Source organism: Shouchella xiaoxiensis (genome assembly GCF_016907895.1).
Taxonomy (GTDB): Bacteria; Bacillota; Bacilli; order Bacillales; family Bacillaceae_D; genus Shouchella; species Shouchella xiaoxiensis.
On record NZ_JAFBCV010000001.1, the window covers coordinates 346117 to 360955 of the forward strand.

A 14839-nucleotide genomic window follows, 5' to 3' on the forward strand; every position below is an offset into this window, starting at 1 on the left:
TCGAACATGTAAAACATAATGATGTACATCTATAGTCCGAAAAGTTGGAATGAAAGCGCATACTTTTTGTGTGGCATCGATGCTACACTAAAACCAGAAAGGAGGGATTGCATTGGCATTGAATGATCGCAGCCAAAAAATACTCAATGAAATAGCAAGCAACCGTCAAATTACGAGCGGAACACTTGAACAGAAGTACAAGTTGACCCGCAGGCAGCTCGGCTACACAATCGAGAAGATAAATGACTGGCTCCAGGCGGAAGGACTTGCAGAAATTGAGCGAACGAGGCAAGGTCGATTCATTGTTGATCAGTCTGTTTTTTCAAAACTCGTACGAGAAGATGTTCCAGTGCAAAAAACGGAACAAGGATTTTTGACAGAAGAACAACGGGTTCACCTTATTTTGTTCATGCTGTTGACGAGCGAGGAAGAGCTATCGCTTTTGCATTTTCATTCCGAGTTAGGCTATAGCAAAAATACAGTTTTAAATGATTTAAAGCAGGTGCAGGTTTTTGTTGACGCATTTGAGTTAACGGTTAGGTATTCACGGCGTTCTGGTTATCTGCTCGAAGGAAAGGAATTACAGATCCGTAAACTACTAATTTATTTAGTTGAATCAGCTTTACAAATGCAGGATGGGCAAGCGCATATTGAGAAAATAGCTACTGTTGTTGCAAGTGAAGTACAGGATTTTCAGAAGCGGATTGAGCGTGTCGAGGAGAAACTAGGCATTCAGTTTACCGATGAAAAGCTTGCGGCAATGCCCTACATCTTCATGCTCATTCTCAAACGGATTGAACGCAGCCATGTACTTGACCCGTTTCCAATTGAATACGAGGAACTGTCTGATACAAAAGAGTATCAGGCGACAGAGTACATTTTTCATCACATTGTCGATGTTCCAAAACAGGAGCGCTTTTTCATTGCGCTACATTTACTGGCAGCAAATGTTCATTGGTCGCTTTTCATGTCAGAGGATGAGGCGCTACCTGATTTAATGCCAACCTTGTCAACGATGGTCCAATTATTTGAGCGCAGTGCCTGCATCTATTTTCAGGAACGAGAGCTCTTATTAAAAAAGCTTGTCCAGCATATTAAACCTGCCTATTACCGGATTAAGTATCAACTGACGGCGATTGAACCGGTGGAGACACCGTTCAGCATGGAGTACCGAGAACTACACCACTTAGTCAAACGAAGCTTAGGTCCGCTGGAGACTTTGTTTGGAAAAACGATCCCAGAAGCGGAAGCAATGTATGTAACGATGTTGATTGGCTCATGGATGACGAGACAGGGGGAAAGCATCGATAAGAAAGTCAAAGCGATTGTCGTCTGCCCCCAAGGCGTATCTGTCTCTCGCTTAATGTTAAAAGAGCTAACCGAGCTCTTCCCGGAATTCATCTTTCTTGATTCGTTATCGGTGCGTCAATTCCAAACATACGATCTGTCTTACGACCTAGTGTTTTCTCAGACGCCGTTAGAAACATCGAAATCGCTTTACATTACGAAAGCGATTCTTGGAAAGGAAGAGAAGTACCGTTTAAAACAGCAGGTGATGCAAGATGTCCATGGCTACAAACCGAAGGATATAAACCTTGATCATCTCATTGACATGGTCAAGCGACATGCCACACTTGCTAATGAAAGCGGACTGCGTGATGAGCTGTATCACTACTTTTTCCCAGATTCCGATCACAATCGCCATTCGCATCATTCCGCTGAGGGGCACAGCTTACACAGTTTTCTTTATCCGGAAATGATCACAAGGGTGTCATCAACGCCAACATGGGAAACGGCACTTGAGCACGCGGCCGAGCCGCTAGTTGCTCAGGGAATGATTGAACAACGGTATGTCGATGCGTTGAAACGGGATAAGGAACGTGATCCATATATCATTATTGGACCACATCTCGCGATTCCTCATGCGGCCCCGGAAGAAGGGGTGCTGAAGACTGGCATGAGCCTGCTTCAGCTCGAGGAACCAGTCCAATTTTCCGATGATGAATGGATTCATTTAATTATTGTCATTGCTGCAAAAGACAAGCATCAACATATTCGTGCCTTGAGACAGTTAATTAAGCTGGCTGGATCAGGGAATGACCGAGTGAAACTGCAGCGTGCACAATCAAAAACAGAGATGATGGAAATCATTGATTTCTATTCAATGGATGAGGAGTAAGAAGGAGACGAGGTGGACCATGCACATAAATGAAGCAACGATTTTATTAAACGTAGAAGCAAACAGCAAAGAAGATGTGCTCGAGCAAATGGGGCAAAACCTCGTTGAGCTAGGGCGCGTGAAAGAAAGCTTTATCTCAGCAATCACCGCTCGGGAGGATGAATATCCGACGGGCTTGCCAACAGCTGGAGTCGCAGTCGCGATTCCTCATACGGACGTCGAGCATGTGCGTGAAAAAACGATTAGCATTGCCACCTTAAAAAAGCCCGTTTCGTTTGGCGTAATGGGCGGCGACAGCTCCGAACAGGTTGATGTAAAAGTGGTGTTTATGCTGGCAATGGAAGAGGCGCACTCGCAGCTTACCCTACTGCAGCAGTTAATGCAGCTGTTTCAAGACGAATCAAAACTGATGAGGCTTGCACATGCAACAGAAAAAAAAGCAGTGATGGAGCTCGTTTCGACAAATCTAGATTTATAAACCCAAGGAGGAAATGATTATGAAAAAGAAAAAAGTATTAGTTGCCTGTGGAGCTGGAATTGCAACCTCAACGGTTGTAAATAATGCAATTGAAGAAATGGCAAAAGAAAACGGCTTAAAAGTAGATTTGGTTCAAATTAAGATTTCTGAGGTCGGTGCTCACCGTGATACAGCTGACCTGCTCGTCACAACGGCCATGACAAAAACAGAGTACCCATTCCCGGTCATTAATGCTCGCTCGTTCTTAACGGGCATTGGCACCGATCAAACAAAGAAAGAAATTCTTGCAGCGCTTCAAGCGTAAAAAAGCAAATACCGGTGCCAATGAATAGCTGGCACCGGTATTTATTAAAACAGAGGAGGATCAGAGATGGATGGATTTGTGAATTTCATTCAAGGATTCTTAGACTTAGGTGCAACGGTTATCTTACCAGTTGCCATCTTCTTACTAGGATTATTATTCGGTCAAAAACCCGGAAAAGCGTTTCGCTCCGGTTTAACAATAGGAATTGCCTTCGTAGGGATTTTCTTAGTCGTTGACCTGCTCGTCAATAACTTAGGCCCGGCGGCACAAGGCATGGTTGATCGCCTTGGGGTTGAATTAAACGTCATTGATGTTGGTTGGCCCGCTTCCTCTTCGATTGCTTGGGCATCGATCGTGGCAGCCTTTATTATCCCGCTTGGACTAGCGGTTAACGTCATCATGCTTTTGACAAAAACAACGAAAACCATGAACGTCGATATTTGGAACTTCTGGCATTATACCTTTACAGCAGCAATGGTTTACGTCATTACAAACAACATTGCTCTTTCATTACTAGCGGCAGTTATTTTCCAAGTTGTATGTTTGAAAATTGCTGACTGGACGGCACCAATGGTTAGTGAATTTTATGATTTACCAGGCGTATCAATTGCCACAGGAAGCACGATCTCCTATGCACCCGGAATTTTTCTTGTAAAAGGTTTGCAAAAAATCCCTGGCGTGAAAAACTGGAACGCTGATCCAGAAACGATCGAAAAGCGCTTCGGCATCCTCGGAGAATCGATGTTTATCGGACTTGTTCTCGGCGCAACAATTGGTTTCTTAGCAGGCTACAGCGTCGGCGACGTCATTGAAATTGGAATTGCGATGGCCGCTGTTATGGTCTTGATGCCACGTATGGTAAAGATCTTAATGGAAGGACTATTACCCGTCTCAGAATCAGCACGTGAGTGGCTCAACAAACGTTTCGGTGATCGCGAAATTTACATCGGACTTGATGCGGCAGTTGCGCTCGGTCATCCATCCGTTATCTCAACAGCATTAATTTTAGTACCGATTACGGTTTTACTTGCCGTTGTGCTACCAGGAAATGCCTTGCTCCCATTTGGAGACTTAGCAACGATTCCCTTTATCGTCGCCTTTATCGTTGGTGCGGCGCGTGGAAACATCGTTCATTCCGTCATTGTTGGTACGGTGATGATTGCCATTTCGCTTTATGTGGCAACCGATATGGCTCCTATTTTCACACAAATGGCGCAAGAAGCAAACTTTAATATGCCACAGGATTCAGCGATGATCTCAAGTATTGACCAAGGAGGAAACATCATCAACTGGATCATAGTCCGATTCTTCGGTATATTCAGTTAAAAAAGGAAGGAAATGGAGGAACAGACATGAAGGCACTCGTTAAAACAGCGCATGGTTTTGGCAATCTAGAAATACAACAAAAGCCAGAACCTGTTCCAGCAGCGAATCAAGTAAAAATTAAAGTCCGCTACGCAGGCGTTTGCGGTTCAGATATTCATACGTATGAGGGGCATTACAAGGTCGGCGTTCCAGTAACGCTTGGACACGAATTCGCGGGTGACGTCGTCGAAGTAGGTCCAGACGTGCGCACGGTAAAAGTGGGCGACCGAGTCACTTCTGAGACAACGTTTTATGTCTGTGGGGAATGCCAATACTGCCAGTCGAAAGATTACAATCTTTGCAATCATCGCAAAGGGCTAGGTACCCAGCAGGACGGCGGCTTTACAAACTATTTAATAGCCCGTGAAGAAAGCGTCCACGTCTTACCCGAGCATGTCGATTACCGCTCGGCGGCGATGACCGAACCACTCGCCTGTACGCACCATGCGGTAGACAAAACAACGGTGAATAAAGGAGATTTGGCGATTGTCATTGGTCCAGGGCCAATCGGATTGTTAACGGCTCAAGTCGCCAAAAGTCGAGGCGCAACCGTTTTAATTACCGGATTGACGAACGATCAAGTTCGACTTGATAAAGCAAAAGAGCTCGGTATTGACTACGTCGTTAATTCTCAAGTTGAAGATTTGAAGCAAATTGTTAGTGAGTTGACGGACGGCTACGGAGCCGACATTGTCTACGAATGTTCAGGTGCGGTACCAGCGGCAAAACAAGCGCTTGATTTACTGAAGAAAAAAGGCCAGTACAGTCAAGTTGGTTTATTTGCCACAGCGGACATTCCGTTTGATCTCGAAAAAATTATCCAAAAAGAAATTCGAGTTGTTGGCAGCAGAAGCCAAAAGCCAGCTGATTGGGAACCCTCGCTTGCTTTAATGAATGAAGGAAAAGTGAATGCACAAGCTCTCGTCACTCATGAATTTGATGTAACGGAGTGGGAGAAAGCGTATCAGGCAATCAAAAGCGGGGAAGCGATCAAGGTGCTTTTAACCCCGGTTGCAGAAAACTAGCAGCGCCAGCAAGGGAGTCATGCTCCTTTGTTGGGCATGGCTCTACTAAATGGAGGTGCAAGGAATGACCGATGTATTTTTAGACTTTATGCTCGGACCGATGCGTGGAATAGGAACGTTTTATTACGAACATCAGATGATTTTTAACTCCATTGTTGTTGGAGTCGCGGCTGTCGCACTCTTTTTAAAGAGGAAAGCCAAACAACAGAAAGAGCAAGCATAGGAGGCGTTTACGTGGAAGCACTGAAGCTATACGACATCCAGGATCTTCGCCACGAACAGGTGCCTGTCCCTGAGCTGAAAAACGCGGGTGATGTCCTAATTACGGTCAAGGCGGCAGGCATATGCGGCTCTGATCTATCCCGCTTTAAGAAACTCGGACCGTACGAAAGCGGAATGACATTCGGGCATGAATTTTCCGGTGTTGTCGCAGCCGTCGGTTCAGACGTGAAGGATCTAAAGCCAGGGATGCGCGTGGCTGCCTGCCCGACCTTTCATTGTGGAACTTGCTCCTACTGTGAAACGGGTGAGCCATCTCGCTGCACCTCACTTCATGTGATCGGAGCAAGGCGGGACGGCGCTTTTGCCACGCAAGTTCTATTACCTGCAAAACAAGTCATGGCACTTCCAGACGCCGTCGATTTTGACACAGCTGCTTTAATTGAGCCCTCTGCTGTCGTTGCCCATGGCTTTTACCGTACATCGATTCAGCCCGGCGCCACAGTTGCAATTATGGGCTGCGGCAGTATTGGCTTGCTAGCAATCCAGTGGGCGCGAATTTTCGGCGCAAAAACCATTTATGCCATTGATATTGATGACGGCAAGCTAGGAATTGCACAGAAGATGGGCGCAGACCATGTAATCAATCCACTCACAGCACCCGCGCATGAACAGCTCTCCCTACTGACAGATGGAGTTGGCGTCGATTTGGCCATAGAATCTGCAGGCTCACCGATAACGTCAGCACAAGTTCTCGCACTGCCTAAAAAAGGCGGCGAAGTTGTTTATATGGGCATCCCTTACGGTGACGTGCCAATTGAGCGGTTTTACTTTGAAAAGATCGTCCGCAATGAGCTAACGGTCTACGGATCGTGGAATGCCCTGTCCGCTCCTTTTCCCGGTAAAGAATGGGAGGCGACCATTTTTTATATGGAAAAAGGCTTAATCAATGTCAAACCGATGATTAGCCATCACCTGCCCTTAAAGGAAGGACCGCAAGCATTTCAGAAAATGATCAGTGGTCAGCCTGGCTACGTGAAGGTGCTGTTGTATCCAGAGGAGTAGGAGCAGGTGAGCCCAAGACAATTCGTTAAGTACTACTTAAAACACGAAAACTGATACAAATCCGCTCCAGGAGAATCCCTCGCTTTCCATGGGCACGGCCTCAGCCTTTGTCGTGGAAATACCACCACGACAAAGGCTTCAGAATCGTGCTGTCCCATAGGAGTCTCGGGTTCTCCATACGCTAATTAAGATGAGAAACGAAAAGACGAACAATCCCAAATTGGATCTTTCGTCTTTTCATTATGTTCATATACCTTGTTCGCTTCCTCTTCTTTATTGCTGGTGGACCAAAACTAGTTTGAACAATGTGCAGTTTGGAAAACCGATTCGTTTAAAGCACTCGTTTCTCCGATTGAAACGGGTTTTCACAAAGACGTAAGGAAAAAATGAAAAGAGAGACTCGCACAGTAAATAGACGACTAATTTATTGAAATCAGTCGTCTATTTTATGTTTATCCCCGTAATGAGCGAAGGGTTCTCCTGTAGCGAAATTGTATAAAAATTTGTGTTCTAGCAGAAGCTTAACGTTTGCTCCCAGTCTCTCTCATTGTGGAACTGAGCTTACTAGATTACCGCTCGTACACGCGAACATAGTCAACGGCCATTGTTGAAGGAAATGGCGTTGATCCGTCTGGATTGCCGCCGTACCAGCCACCAACCGCTAGATTAAGAATTAAGTGGAAATCTTGATCAAAAGGTGCTGGGTACGCCCCGCCAGTTGAATACCAGTCGTTAATTGTTTGATAGAGGTTTCCGTCTACATACCAACGTATTTCTCCTGGCTCCCACTCAACCGCATATTCGTGGTAGTCCGTCGCATCTGTCCCAGCAGGGAAGTAATAATCTCCCGCCTGGAATTGGTTTTCCGGCCAAGGTCCACCATAATGAATGGCTCCACCAATTTTGTTTGGCGTAGCGCCAGCATTTTCCATGATGTCAATCTCGCCCGATGCTGCCCAGCCCCCGTATTGATCGTCTTCAGGCATCATCCAAAATGCTGGCCAAAACCCTTGTCCGGCTGGCAGCCGCATTCTTGCTTCGAATCGTCCATATGTCTGGCTGAATCGACCTTCTGTTAACACTTTTCCAGACGTGTAGCCATACGTACCAAACTCATCAGAAACGGACTCTTGATGAGCTTCAATAATCAGCTCGCCATTCTCGACGCGCACATTCTTCGGATCATCGCTATAATATTGAAGTTCTTCATTGCCCCAGCCAGGCAAATTCGGCTGGCCATTTCCAATATCATGGCGCCACTTCGACGAATCAAGGGAATTCCCATCAAATTCGTCTTGCCAAACAAGGTTCCAATCATTTTGCTTTACAACACTGTTTTCTTCTGTCTCCACAGCATGAGTAGATGATGCTCCAATTAACGTGGCACATGCAGCGAGAGAGAGTGCTCCAATAATTTTCTTCATCTCGATCTCCTCCTTAATTTTTTGCTGTCTGTTTTTGTTAGAAGGGGTCTGTTCTTAGTATAAAATGCCAGAGCTACACATACAGTTGGGAAAATAAGAACAAGGTTGGGAAAGTTTGACGAAGCAGAGCTGTTCTTGTAAAAAAAATGCTCTCCATCAATCTTCTACAGACATTATGACTGAGGTCACTAAACGGAAGATGCTTTTTGTGCTAGTGTTACCTTAACTTGGAAGGAGAGGAGCAGAAGAATGATTGTATCAATTACTAGACTTCACCTGCGGAGCGTTCGCAGTCTACCTGCTTTTACAAGGCTAACGCTGCAATCGCATCGACAAATTCATAAAACATCGGGTTTACTCCGCACCTCTTATCGCAAGGAAGGCTTGCTGACGTACTGGACGATGTCTATTTGGGAGAGTGAGGAACAGCTAAGAACGTTTCGTAATAATGGAGCGCATTTAGAAGCGATGAAGCGCTCGAGACAGTTAGCCGATGAGCTGCAATACATCCGCTTTTCCACAGAGACGGTCAAGCTGGACTGGCGTATGTGCAAGGAGAAGCTGCATCAAAAATATAGGGTCACAAATAACAAATGCTCGTAAAGCTTTTGGTGAACATTAGAAATCCTCACCAATCACCTCAAAAGAATGCATCTCAGGAATCTCTGCACTTTCATCCGTTCGATAAAAATCAAAGCGGTAATCTGAGTTTAGTTGATAATCCATCTCACTAAAATTTCTCATACTTTCATTGGCAATGTCCAAATGATAGGTGAAGTTTTCAACGCTTTCGTAGACGAATTCAACACCTGGCATATCATAATAGGCACCGAGAATGTCTAAGCGAAGCCCTTCTGACGTTTCAGTCACTTCGATTGGACGAATGCCCGTATGACTGAACTGAGCTCCGACCTTCTTTTCCTCATTCTCAGTCACTATCAGCAGGGTAAAGTCATAGTTCTCCATTAAGTGTTCTTTTAGCTGTTCCGCGCTTTCTAGCATGAGACTAGGTATCTCATCGTCTTCCTCCGCACAGCCAGCTAGCAGGAATGAACTGAGGACAACGAATAGGAGGGGGCTTTTCGCAGACTTGCTAATCGAGCTCGCTCTCTGGCTTCTTTGGTTCAAAAAAACTTCGATAGGGCCTGCTTTCTGGATACATGTGCCATTCATAGAATTCTCCTTTATTTAATTGAATTTACTGATTTATTTCCTAGTTCACAGTTTCTGAAACTTATTTTCAGCATTTGCCGGACCATTCTTTCTAGGCAAGTGTGCCCTTTAGCAGTATGATAAGCATATTGACACAGCTGTAATAGAAGGGGGATGCGGACAATCGAACCGATCGTAACAAAGCTGCAGCCATTTTTTGCAGTCCCAATTAAAGCATCGCGTGGTGAAGAGGAAGAAGAGACATATGAAATACGAAATGGCCAAACTGGTGTTGGTTATGTTTTAGTGAATCGCGATGGAGACCTAGAATCGTTTCATAGTTCGGTAGAGAAGCAAACGGAGCCTCGGTTAAAAAGAGCAGATATTGAGCAGCAAGCAGAAGCTTTCTTAGATGCATTTTATCCAAACAGACAGGGAATTGAACTCTACGCTTTCACAGAATTAAACAATGCTTATTTGCTTTCGTATAAATTGAGAGAAGCAAAGCACGGTCTTTTTCTTCCTAACTCTGGGTATTCACTTGAGCTATCTCTTGAAGGAGAGATACGTTCTTTTAACCGAAATGCTCATACATACAAAATCAATTATACGGATCAGCTAATTGATTCAGAAACTGCACTCCAGCAGTTTTTGGATGCTCTTTCTTTTGAATTAACAGTCTTAAAAGTTGATCAAACCGCGTTTCAACTAGTCTACCAAGTAAACGAGCAGCTGCTTGACATTCCAATTGATGGAACGTTTTCTGCTAGTTTACATGAGTCTTCTTTAATAGAAGAGAGAGTGCTAGATGTCCCCAAAAGCGAGTTAACGCTCTATGAACAAATCGGCATCACATCTGCTTACCAACTCCTCGACAAGCAAGTCATGGATGGTAGAAGGGTTGAATTATGGTCCAGATTGGAGATTCAATCAGGAGGCTATTCATTTGAGCTGGAAGCGGTCGATGCTGGAATCATTAAGCTCGCTTTTGATCAAGAAACAGGCACACTGCTGCAGGTATCGAATTGGGAAACGAGCCCGATGAATCGCAGAAAAATTGGGCTTGATCAAGCTAGGGAAAAGGCGATTGCCTTGTTGCAGCACGTCTATCCGCAAACAAAAGAATCGATGCGGATTGAGGCAGTAGACAAATCCATATTTGAAGACGATGATGAACAGCTGACTGAGCCAACCGTGACGTTCTACTTTCATTATTTCCATAACGGTGTACGAGTCGATCAAGCTGTATCCTATTGTGAAGTCAGTCTCAGCACAGGCAACATCATTTATTTTCTGTTTGATAACCCTCCTATCGATCAGCTTAATAAGGTTCAAGCGATACCATCTATGAATGAAGAAGAAGCGAAGGCTATTTACACCCAACAGCTAGAGATGGAACTCCGCTTTGTTGGAGAATGGAATCAAGATGGCGTCTACACCTATTCACTGTCTTATATTCCTGCCTACTCAGAACAAGCTCAGAATGCTGATGGGGTTGATGCTCATTCGGGCAGATTTGTCTATGTGGAAAACGAGATGAGTGATGGAGACGTGCTGTTCGTAAGTGATGTAAGTGATATGGAGTAACGCTAGGTAAAAAAACGGCCCTTTTCAGCAACCCCGTGCTAATCAACTCCACGCTATGCCAACCAGAAAAAAGCGCTCATCAAGCCGTTTCTTTATAGTAAAAGGAAAGAGGAGAGGGGCTTAGAGTATGAAAAACAAGTTCGCAGCAACGTTATACACCGTTCGAGATGAGTTAAAAACAGCGGGTATTGGACCTGTGTTCAAGGAAGTAGCGGAAATGGGGTATGCGGGGCTTCAGTTATCGGGACTGCCAGCCGGCTATGATCCGGATGAAGTGGCGTTTCATTTACAGAAGAATAACGTCGCCTGCGCGGGCATGCACATTCCATTTGATCGGTTGGCAAATGAGCTAGACCTTGTTCGACAAGAGGCACAGCGATACGGGACAACTGATTTGTTTTGTCCGTATTTACCAGAATCGCTGCAAACTGAAGCGGGTTACCGCGAAGTGAAGCGCGTGTTAAACGACGCTGCCCGCTTTGCTCCGGATATGCGAATTGGCTACCACAATCATGCGTTTGAGTTTGAGACAGAGGTTGATGGGCAGGATGCGTTGGCGTTTTTACTGGAACCTAGTAAAGACAATCGTATTCTAGCGGAAATTGATGTGTACTGGGTCGCAAAGGGTGGGCAAGATCCGCTTACTTATCTTCAGCCGTATTCAGGCAGAATGCCGATCATTCATCTGAAAGATATGACAACGGATGAGGAGCAGACGTTTGCGGAGGTCGGGGAAGGTTCGCTTGATTTTCTCCCTATTTTAAGATGGGGCGAACAGCACGGGATTGAGTGGTATGTGGTTGAGCAAGATGTTTGTAAAGGACCACCAATGCAAAGCCTTCAGCTCAGCCTTACAAATCTTCAGCGCTATGCAGATGAGCTAGCGCAAGAAAAAGCAAATAAGTAAGCCGGTTTTCGTTCGCCAGCTTACTCCGCTGCGGCTTGGCGCCTGTATTGTTCAGGCGTCAAGCCTGTTAGTTGTTTAAAGACCTTGGTGAAATGAGACGGGTAATTAAACCCAACTTGGTAACAAATATCCGTTACGCTTGCTTGGCTTACGAGAAATGCGATTTTTGCTTGATTGATTCGGCGCTGGTACAAATACTTAAAAATCGTAACGCCGGTCATCTCTTTAAAGACTTTGGCAAGATGGTACTTGCTCATATGAAGCGCTTCTTCAATCGCTTCAAGGCGAAGGTCTTCGTGATAATGAGCCTCAATGAATGAAACGATTGCCTGCACCGTTTTTTCCTTCTGGCTCGTTAATTCAGGTGCTTCTTCTCGCTCGTCGCCCCAATAGGAGGAGAGCAGCGCTAGTAAATCCATAAATGCCAATTGAAACCGAGCGGAATCACCGTCCCGGCTCTCATGGAGCTGAGCCAACTTCTGTTCCACTTCCTCTTTCGCTGAGCCACGGAAGGAGAGGCGCAGTGGTTTTACTTGGGCAAATGGGCTGAGCATATGGGGGTGGCCCATGGTGGTGAAAATTCGTTGAAATGATGCCTGATCAAAATGCAGTGTTGAGCGAACGTAAGGATGAGCTTGAAACAGCTTCGGGCAGTGGAGCGTCAGTCCGTTCATTAAAATCAAATCGCCGGGCGCAAGTTGGAGAATTTGATCTCCGATTAAATACGTACACTTACCGTGGTGAAAATAATAAATTTCCGCTTGTTCATGCGAATGAAACGTGAGGCTCTGCTCGTCTTTATGATCCTCCATATAGTTAAAGTTAAACATAGGTGTAAGAGAGAGGGGTCCGCTCATCGGACCCGCTCCTGTGGAAAGATGTGCTCAGCTTGTAGCTGGGCGAGTAGGCACAGTTCTGCCGCTTTAAAGGCATGGTCCTGCGTCATCGCCTGTTCCGTGCGGTTTAGGCAATCCAAGATTAGTTCGCCGAAGAACGGAAAGCCGACCTTGCCAGCAAGTGAGAAATGTTGTTCACCATCCTCGTTTACTAGATAAAGATGATCTCCGCTCTTTTCCCGCGCTAGGTCAACGTATTTTCGCAGCTCGATCGTTCCTTTTGTACCGGTAATAAATGTCCGCCCATCGCCCCATGTACTTAATCCGTCCGGCGTATGCCAGTCTACGCGAAAATACTGAGTCGCACCGGTATTGCCGAGCAGCGTAGCGTCCCCATAATCTTCAAGCTCAGGGTAGTCAGGGTTCGTATAGTTCGCCACTTTGCTGTGGAGAACGCGGGCATCGGTGCAGCCGCTAAAGAACAAAAACTGTTCAATTTGATGGCTGCCGATATCGCAAAGAATGCCGCCGTATTGCTCTTTCTTAAAAAACCAAGCCGGTCTGTTTGGCGCATTCAGGCGGTGCGGTCCAAAGCCAGTTACTTGCAGCACATCACCAATCGCGCCCTGCTGGATCAATTGCCCTGCATAAACGGCGGACTCAACGTGAAGCCGTTCGCTGTAATAAACCATGTATTTCTTTCCTGTACGTTCGACAGTGATTTTTGCTTGCTCAAGCTGTTCAAGACTGGTAAAGGGCGTTTTATCCGTGAAATAGTCTTTGCCTGCTTCCATTACGCGGATGCCAAGAGCGGCGCGCTCCGACGGAATGGCTGCCCCAGCAATGAGCTGCACGTCAGGGTCAGACAGGATTTCCTGCTCAGACGATGAAACCTGTACATGAGGGTACGTCTCTTTAAACTGCTTCAATTTCACTGGATCAGGATCGTAGACGGATTTCAGCACGGCCCCCGCTTCCATTAAGCCGTTACACATTCCATAAATATGCCCGTGATCCAGAGCAATAGCGGCAAACGTAAAGTCGCCTTCTTCGACCACTCGACTTGGTTTGCCTTTTGGCGCATAGGTCATTCCATCCTGGTTTGTCATTTCATTTCCTCCTTAATGGCTGTCAGACACATCGAGCGTTGTCTCGGCGGCAATTTTCTTTCCAGTTGACGCATGAATGCGTTTTTTTAGCTGTTGTTCATACGCTTGCTCATCGATCGGAAGATGAACCCACGAATCGGTCCACGTCGACAGCTGCATCGCGTTTGATAAGGTTAAGCCGTAAATGCCTTCTTGACCTGGAGCAATCAAAGGCGCACCATGTAAAATCGCATCAACAAAATTTTGCGTAATGCCTTTATGATCGTTTCCGTCTTGGTCGATCGATACATCGATTTGAGTATGCTTTGGCGCTCCAAACCCGCCTGTATACGTCTGGTTAAATTCTGGTTCGGACGTTTCTAGCTGCCAATAGGAGAGTTCTTCGTGCTCAATCACAACTTTTCCTTTCGTGCCTGTTACTTCTAGCCTGTTCGTCCCTGGTGCTTCTCCAGTTGTGGTAATAAATACACCTGTTGCACCATCGTCATACTCCAAGTAAGCCGTAACCTCATCCTCAACCTCGATGTCACGGTATTTGCCGAAGGAGCAAAACGAACGGATGCGTGCAGGTTCCTTGCCGATCAGCCAGCCCCATAAGTCGAGCTGGTGAGGGCATTGATTAATGAGAACGCCACCGCCTTCTCCTGCCCAGGTTGCCCGCCAGCTGCTGGAGTCGTAGTAGCTTTGTGAGCGGTACCAGTCTGTAATAATCCAGTTCATTCGTCTAATTTTGCCGAGCTTATCGGCTTGAATCAGTTCCCGTAGCTTTTGATAAATCGGCTTCGTTCGCTGGTTATACATAAGTGAAAAAACGAGACCGCTCTCAGCCGCCGCCTCATTCATCTCCCGCACTTCGCTCGTAAAGACGCCAGCCGGTTTTTCGCACAGTACATGGAGGCCTGCAGCGAACGCTTTTTTTGCTAAGCGGGGATGGCTGTAGTGGGGAGTCGCTATTAAAACAGCGTCAATTAACCCAGATTGAAAGAAAGCGTCTTCATTTTCAAAAATAGGAACCGTATCGCCATAATGTTGCTTTAATTCTGCCACGCGGGCTGGGCGTTCTTCAAGCAAAGCACCAATTCGAGCACCTGTAATGTCACCTTTATGAATATAAGATGCATGGGACGTGCCCATATTTCCTAGTCCAATCACACCAATCCGAACGAAGTCCATTGTATCGTCTCCTTTT

At 45.9% G+C, this 14839-nt stretch carries 15 protein-coding genes; 10 read left to right on the plus strand and 5 right to left on the minus strand.

What is annotated here, in order from left to right:
* Positions 1-112: 112 nt before the first annotated feature.
* The 7 genes from JOC54_RS01785 to JOC54_RS01815 all read left to right on the plus strand — a co-directional run bounded on the left by JOC54_RS01785 (position 113) and on the right by JOC54_RS01815 (position 6635).
* Positions 113-2179 carry a BglG family transcription antiterminator gene (locus JOC54_RS01785; protein WP_204464011.1) on the plus strand — a complete coding sequence of 689 codons (2067 nt, stop codon included), beginning with the start codon at positions 113-115 and terminating at the stop codon, positions 2177-2179.
* Between the two features lie 19 nt (positions 2180-2198).
* Positions 2199-2657 (plus strand): PTS sugar transporter subunit IIA, encoded by a 459-nt coding sequence (locus tag JOC54_RS01790; RefSeq protein ID WP_204464012.1) that lies wholly within the window; start codon positions 2199-2201, stop codon positions 2655-2657.
* A 19-nt stretch (positions 2658-2676) separates the two neighbouring features.
* Positions 2677-2961, plus strand: coding sequence for a PTS sugar transporter subunit IIB (locus JOC54_RS01795; protein WP_204464013.1), 285 nt, complete (start codon positions 2677-2679; stop codon positions 2959-2961).
* 66 nt (positions 2962-3027) lie between these two features.
* The gene (locus JOC54_RS01800; protein WP_204464015.1) at positions 3028-4287 is read left to right on the plus strand and encodes a galactitol-specific PTS transporter subunit IIC; all 1260 of its coding nucleotides are present in this window, start codon (positions 3028-3030) and stop codon (positions 4285-4287) included.
* A gap of 26 nt (positions 4288-4313) precedes the next feature.
* A complete protein-coding gene (locus JOC54_RS01805) occupies positions 4314-5351 on the plus strand; it encodes a zinc-binding dehydrogenase (protein WP_204464016.1) in 1038 nt (345 codons plus the stop codon).
* Positions 5352-5415: 64 nt separating this feature from the next.
* A complete protein-coding gene (locus JOC54_RS01810; RefSeq protein ID WP_204464017.1) occupies positions 5416-5574 on the plus strand; it encodes a hypothetical protein in 159 nt (52 codons plus the stop codon).
* Between the two features lie 11 nt (positions 5575-5585).
* A complete protein-coding gene (locus JOC54_RS01815) occupies positions 5586-6635 on the plus strand; it encodes a galactitol-1-phosphate 5-dehydrogenase (RefSeq protein WP_204464018.1) in 1050 nt (349 codons plus the stop codon).
* A gap of 569 nt (positions 6636-7204) precedes the next feature.
* On the opposite strand, the gene JOC54_RS01820 is transcribed toward JOC54_RS01815, so the two are convergent.
* On the minus strand, positions 7205-8077 hold the full coding sequence (locus tag JOC54_RS01820) for a glycoside hydrolase family 16 protein (protein WP_496197756.1): 873 nt from the start codon (positions 8075-8077) through the stop codon (positions 7205-7207).
* A gap of 231 nt (positions 8078-8308) precedes the next feature.
* On the opposite strand from JOC54_RS01820, the gene JOC54_RS01825 reads away from it, so the two are divergent.
* The gene (locus JOC54_RS01825; protein ID WP_035417538.1) at positions 8309-8662 is read left to right on the plus strand and encodes a DUF3291 domain-containing protein; all 354 of its coding nucleotides are present in this window, start codon (positions 8309-8311) and stop codon (positions 8660-8662) included.
* A gap of 15 nt (positions 8663-8677) precedes the next feature.
* On the opposite strand, the gene JOC54_RS01830 is transcribed toward JOC54_RS01825, so the two are convergent.
* Positions 8678-9232, minus strand: a complete 555-nt coding sequence (locus tag JOC54_RS01830; protein WP_204464020.1) for a hypothetical protein — start codon at positions 9230-9232, stop codon at positions 8678-8680.
* 153 nt (positions 9233-9385) lie between these two features.
* On the opposite strand from JOC54_RS01830, the gene JOC54_RS01835 reads away from it, so the two are divergent.
* Both JOC54_RS01835 and JOC54_RS01840 read left to right on the plus strand, forming a co-directional pair.
* Positions 9386-10798, plus strand: a complete 1413-nt coding sequence (locus JOC54_RS01835; RefSeq protein ID WP_204464021.1) for a YcdB/YcdC domain-containing protein — start codon at positions 9386-9388, stop codon at positions 10796-10798.
* Between the two features lie 127 nt (positions 10799-10925).
* The gene (locus JOC54_RS01840; RefSeq protein ID WP_204464022.1) at positions 10926-11705 is read left to right on the plus strand and encodes a sugar phosphate isomerase/epimerase family protein; all 780 of its coding nucleotides are present in this window, start codon (positions 10926-10928) and stop codon (positions 11703-11705) included.
* 20 nt (positions 11706-11725) lie between these two features.
* Here the strand turns inward: JOC54_RS01840 and JOC54_RS01845 are convergent, their stop codons facing one another.
* From JOC54_RS01845 to JOC54_RS01855, 3 genes are read right to left on the minus strand one after another with little or no spacing between them, the layout of a single operon-like run.
* Entirely contained in the window at positions 11726-12562 is an 837-nt protein-coding gene (locus JOC54_RS01845) for an AraC family transcriptional regulator (RefSeq protein ID WP_204464024.1), read from the minus strand.
* Positions 12559-13650, minus strand: coding sequence for a Gfo/Idh/MocA family protein (locus JOC54_RS01850; RefSeq protein ID WP_204464025.1), 1092 nt, complete (start codon positions 13648-13650; stop codon positions 12559-12561). The genes JOC54_RS01845 and JOC54_RS01850 overlap by 4 nt, the downstream gene beginning before the upstream one ends.
* A 12-nt stretch (positions 13651-13662) precedes the next feature.
* Positions 13663-14823: a Gfo/Idh/MocA family protein gene (locus JOC54_RS01855; protein WP_204464026.1), complete on the minus strand. Its 1161-nt coding sequence runs from the start codon at positions 14821-14823 to the stop codon at positions 13663-13665.
* Between the last annotated feature and the right edge of the window lie 16 nt (positions 14824-14839).

Coding starts and splice junctions, on each gene's coding strand:
- JOC54_RS01790 (WP_204464012.1), top strand. CDS start 2,199: ATGCACATAAATGAAGCAACGATTTTATTAAACGTAGAAGCAAACAGC.
- JOC54_RS01795 (WP_204464013.1), top strand. CDS start 2,677: ATGAAAAAGAAAAAAGTATTAGTTGCCTGTGGAGCTGGAATTGCAACC.
- JOC54_RS01800 (WP_204464015.1), top strand. CDS start 3,028: ATGGATGGATTTGTGAATTTCATTCAAGGATTCTTAGACTTAGGTGCA.
- JOC54_RS01805 (WP_204464016.1), top strand. CDS start 4,314: ATGAAGGCACTCGTTAAAACAGCGCATGGTTTTGGCAATCTAGAAATA.
- JOC54_RS01810 (WP_204464017.1), top strand. CDS start 5,416: ATGACCGATGTATTTTTAGACTTTATGCTCGGACCGATGCGTGGAATA.
- JOC54_RS01825 (WP_035417538.1), top strand. CDS start 8,309: ATGATTGTATCAATTACTAGACTTCACCTGCGGAGCGTTCGCAGTCTA.
- JOC54_RS01830 (WP_204464020.1), bottom strand. CDS start 9,232: ATGAATGGCACATGTATCCAGAAAGCAGGCCCTATCGAAGTTTTTTTG.
- JOC54_RS01835 (WP_204464021.1), top strand. CDS start 9,386: ATGCGGACAATCGAACCGATCGTAACAAAGCTGCAGCCATTTTTTGCA.
- JOC54_RS01840 (WP_204464022.1), top strand. CDS start 10,926: ATGAAAAACAAGTTCGCAGCAACGTTATACACCGTTCGAGATGAGTTA.
- JOC54_RS01845 (WP_204464024.1), bottom strand. CDS start 12,562: ATGAGCGGACCCCTCTCTCTTACACCTATGTTTAACTTTAACTATATG.
- JOC54_RS01850 (WP_204464025.1), bottom strand. CDS start 13,650: ATGACAAACCAGGATGGAATGACCTATGCGCCAAAAGGCAAACCAAGT.
- JOC54_RS01855 (WP_204464026.1), bottom strand. CDS start 14,823: ATGGACTTCGTTCGGATTGGTGTGATTGGACTAGGAAATATGGGCACG.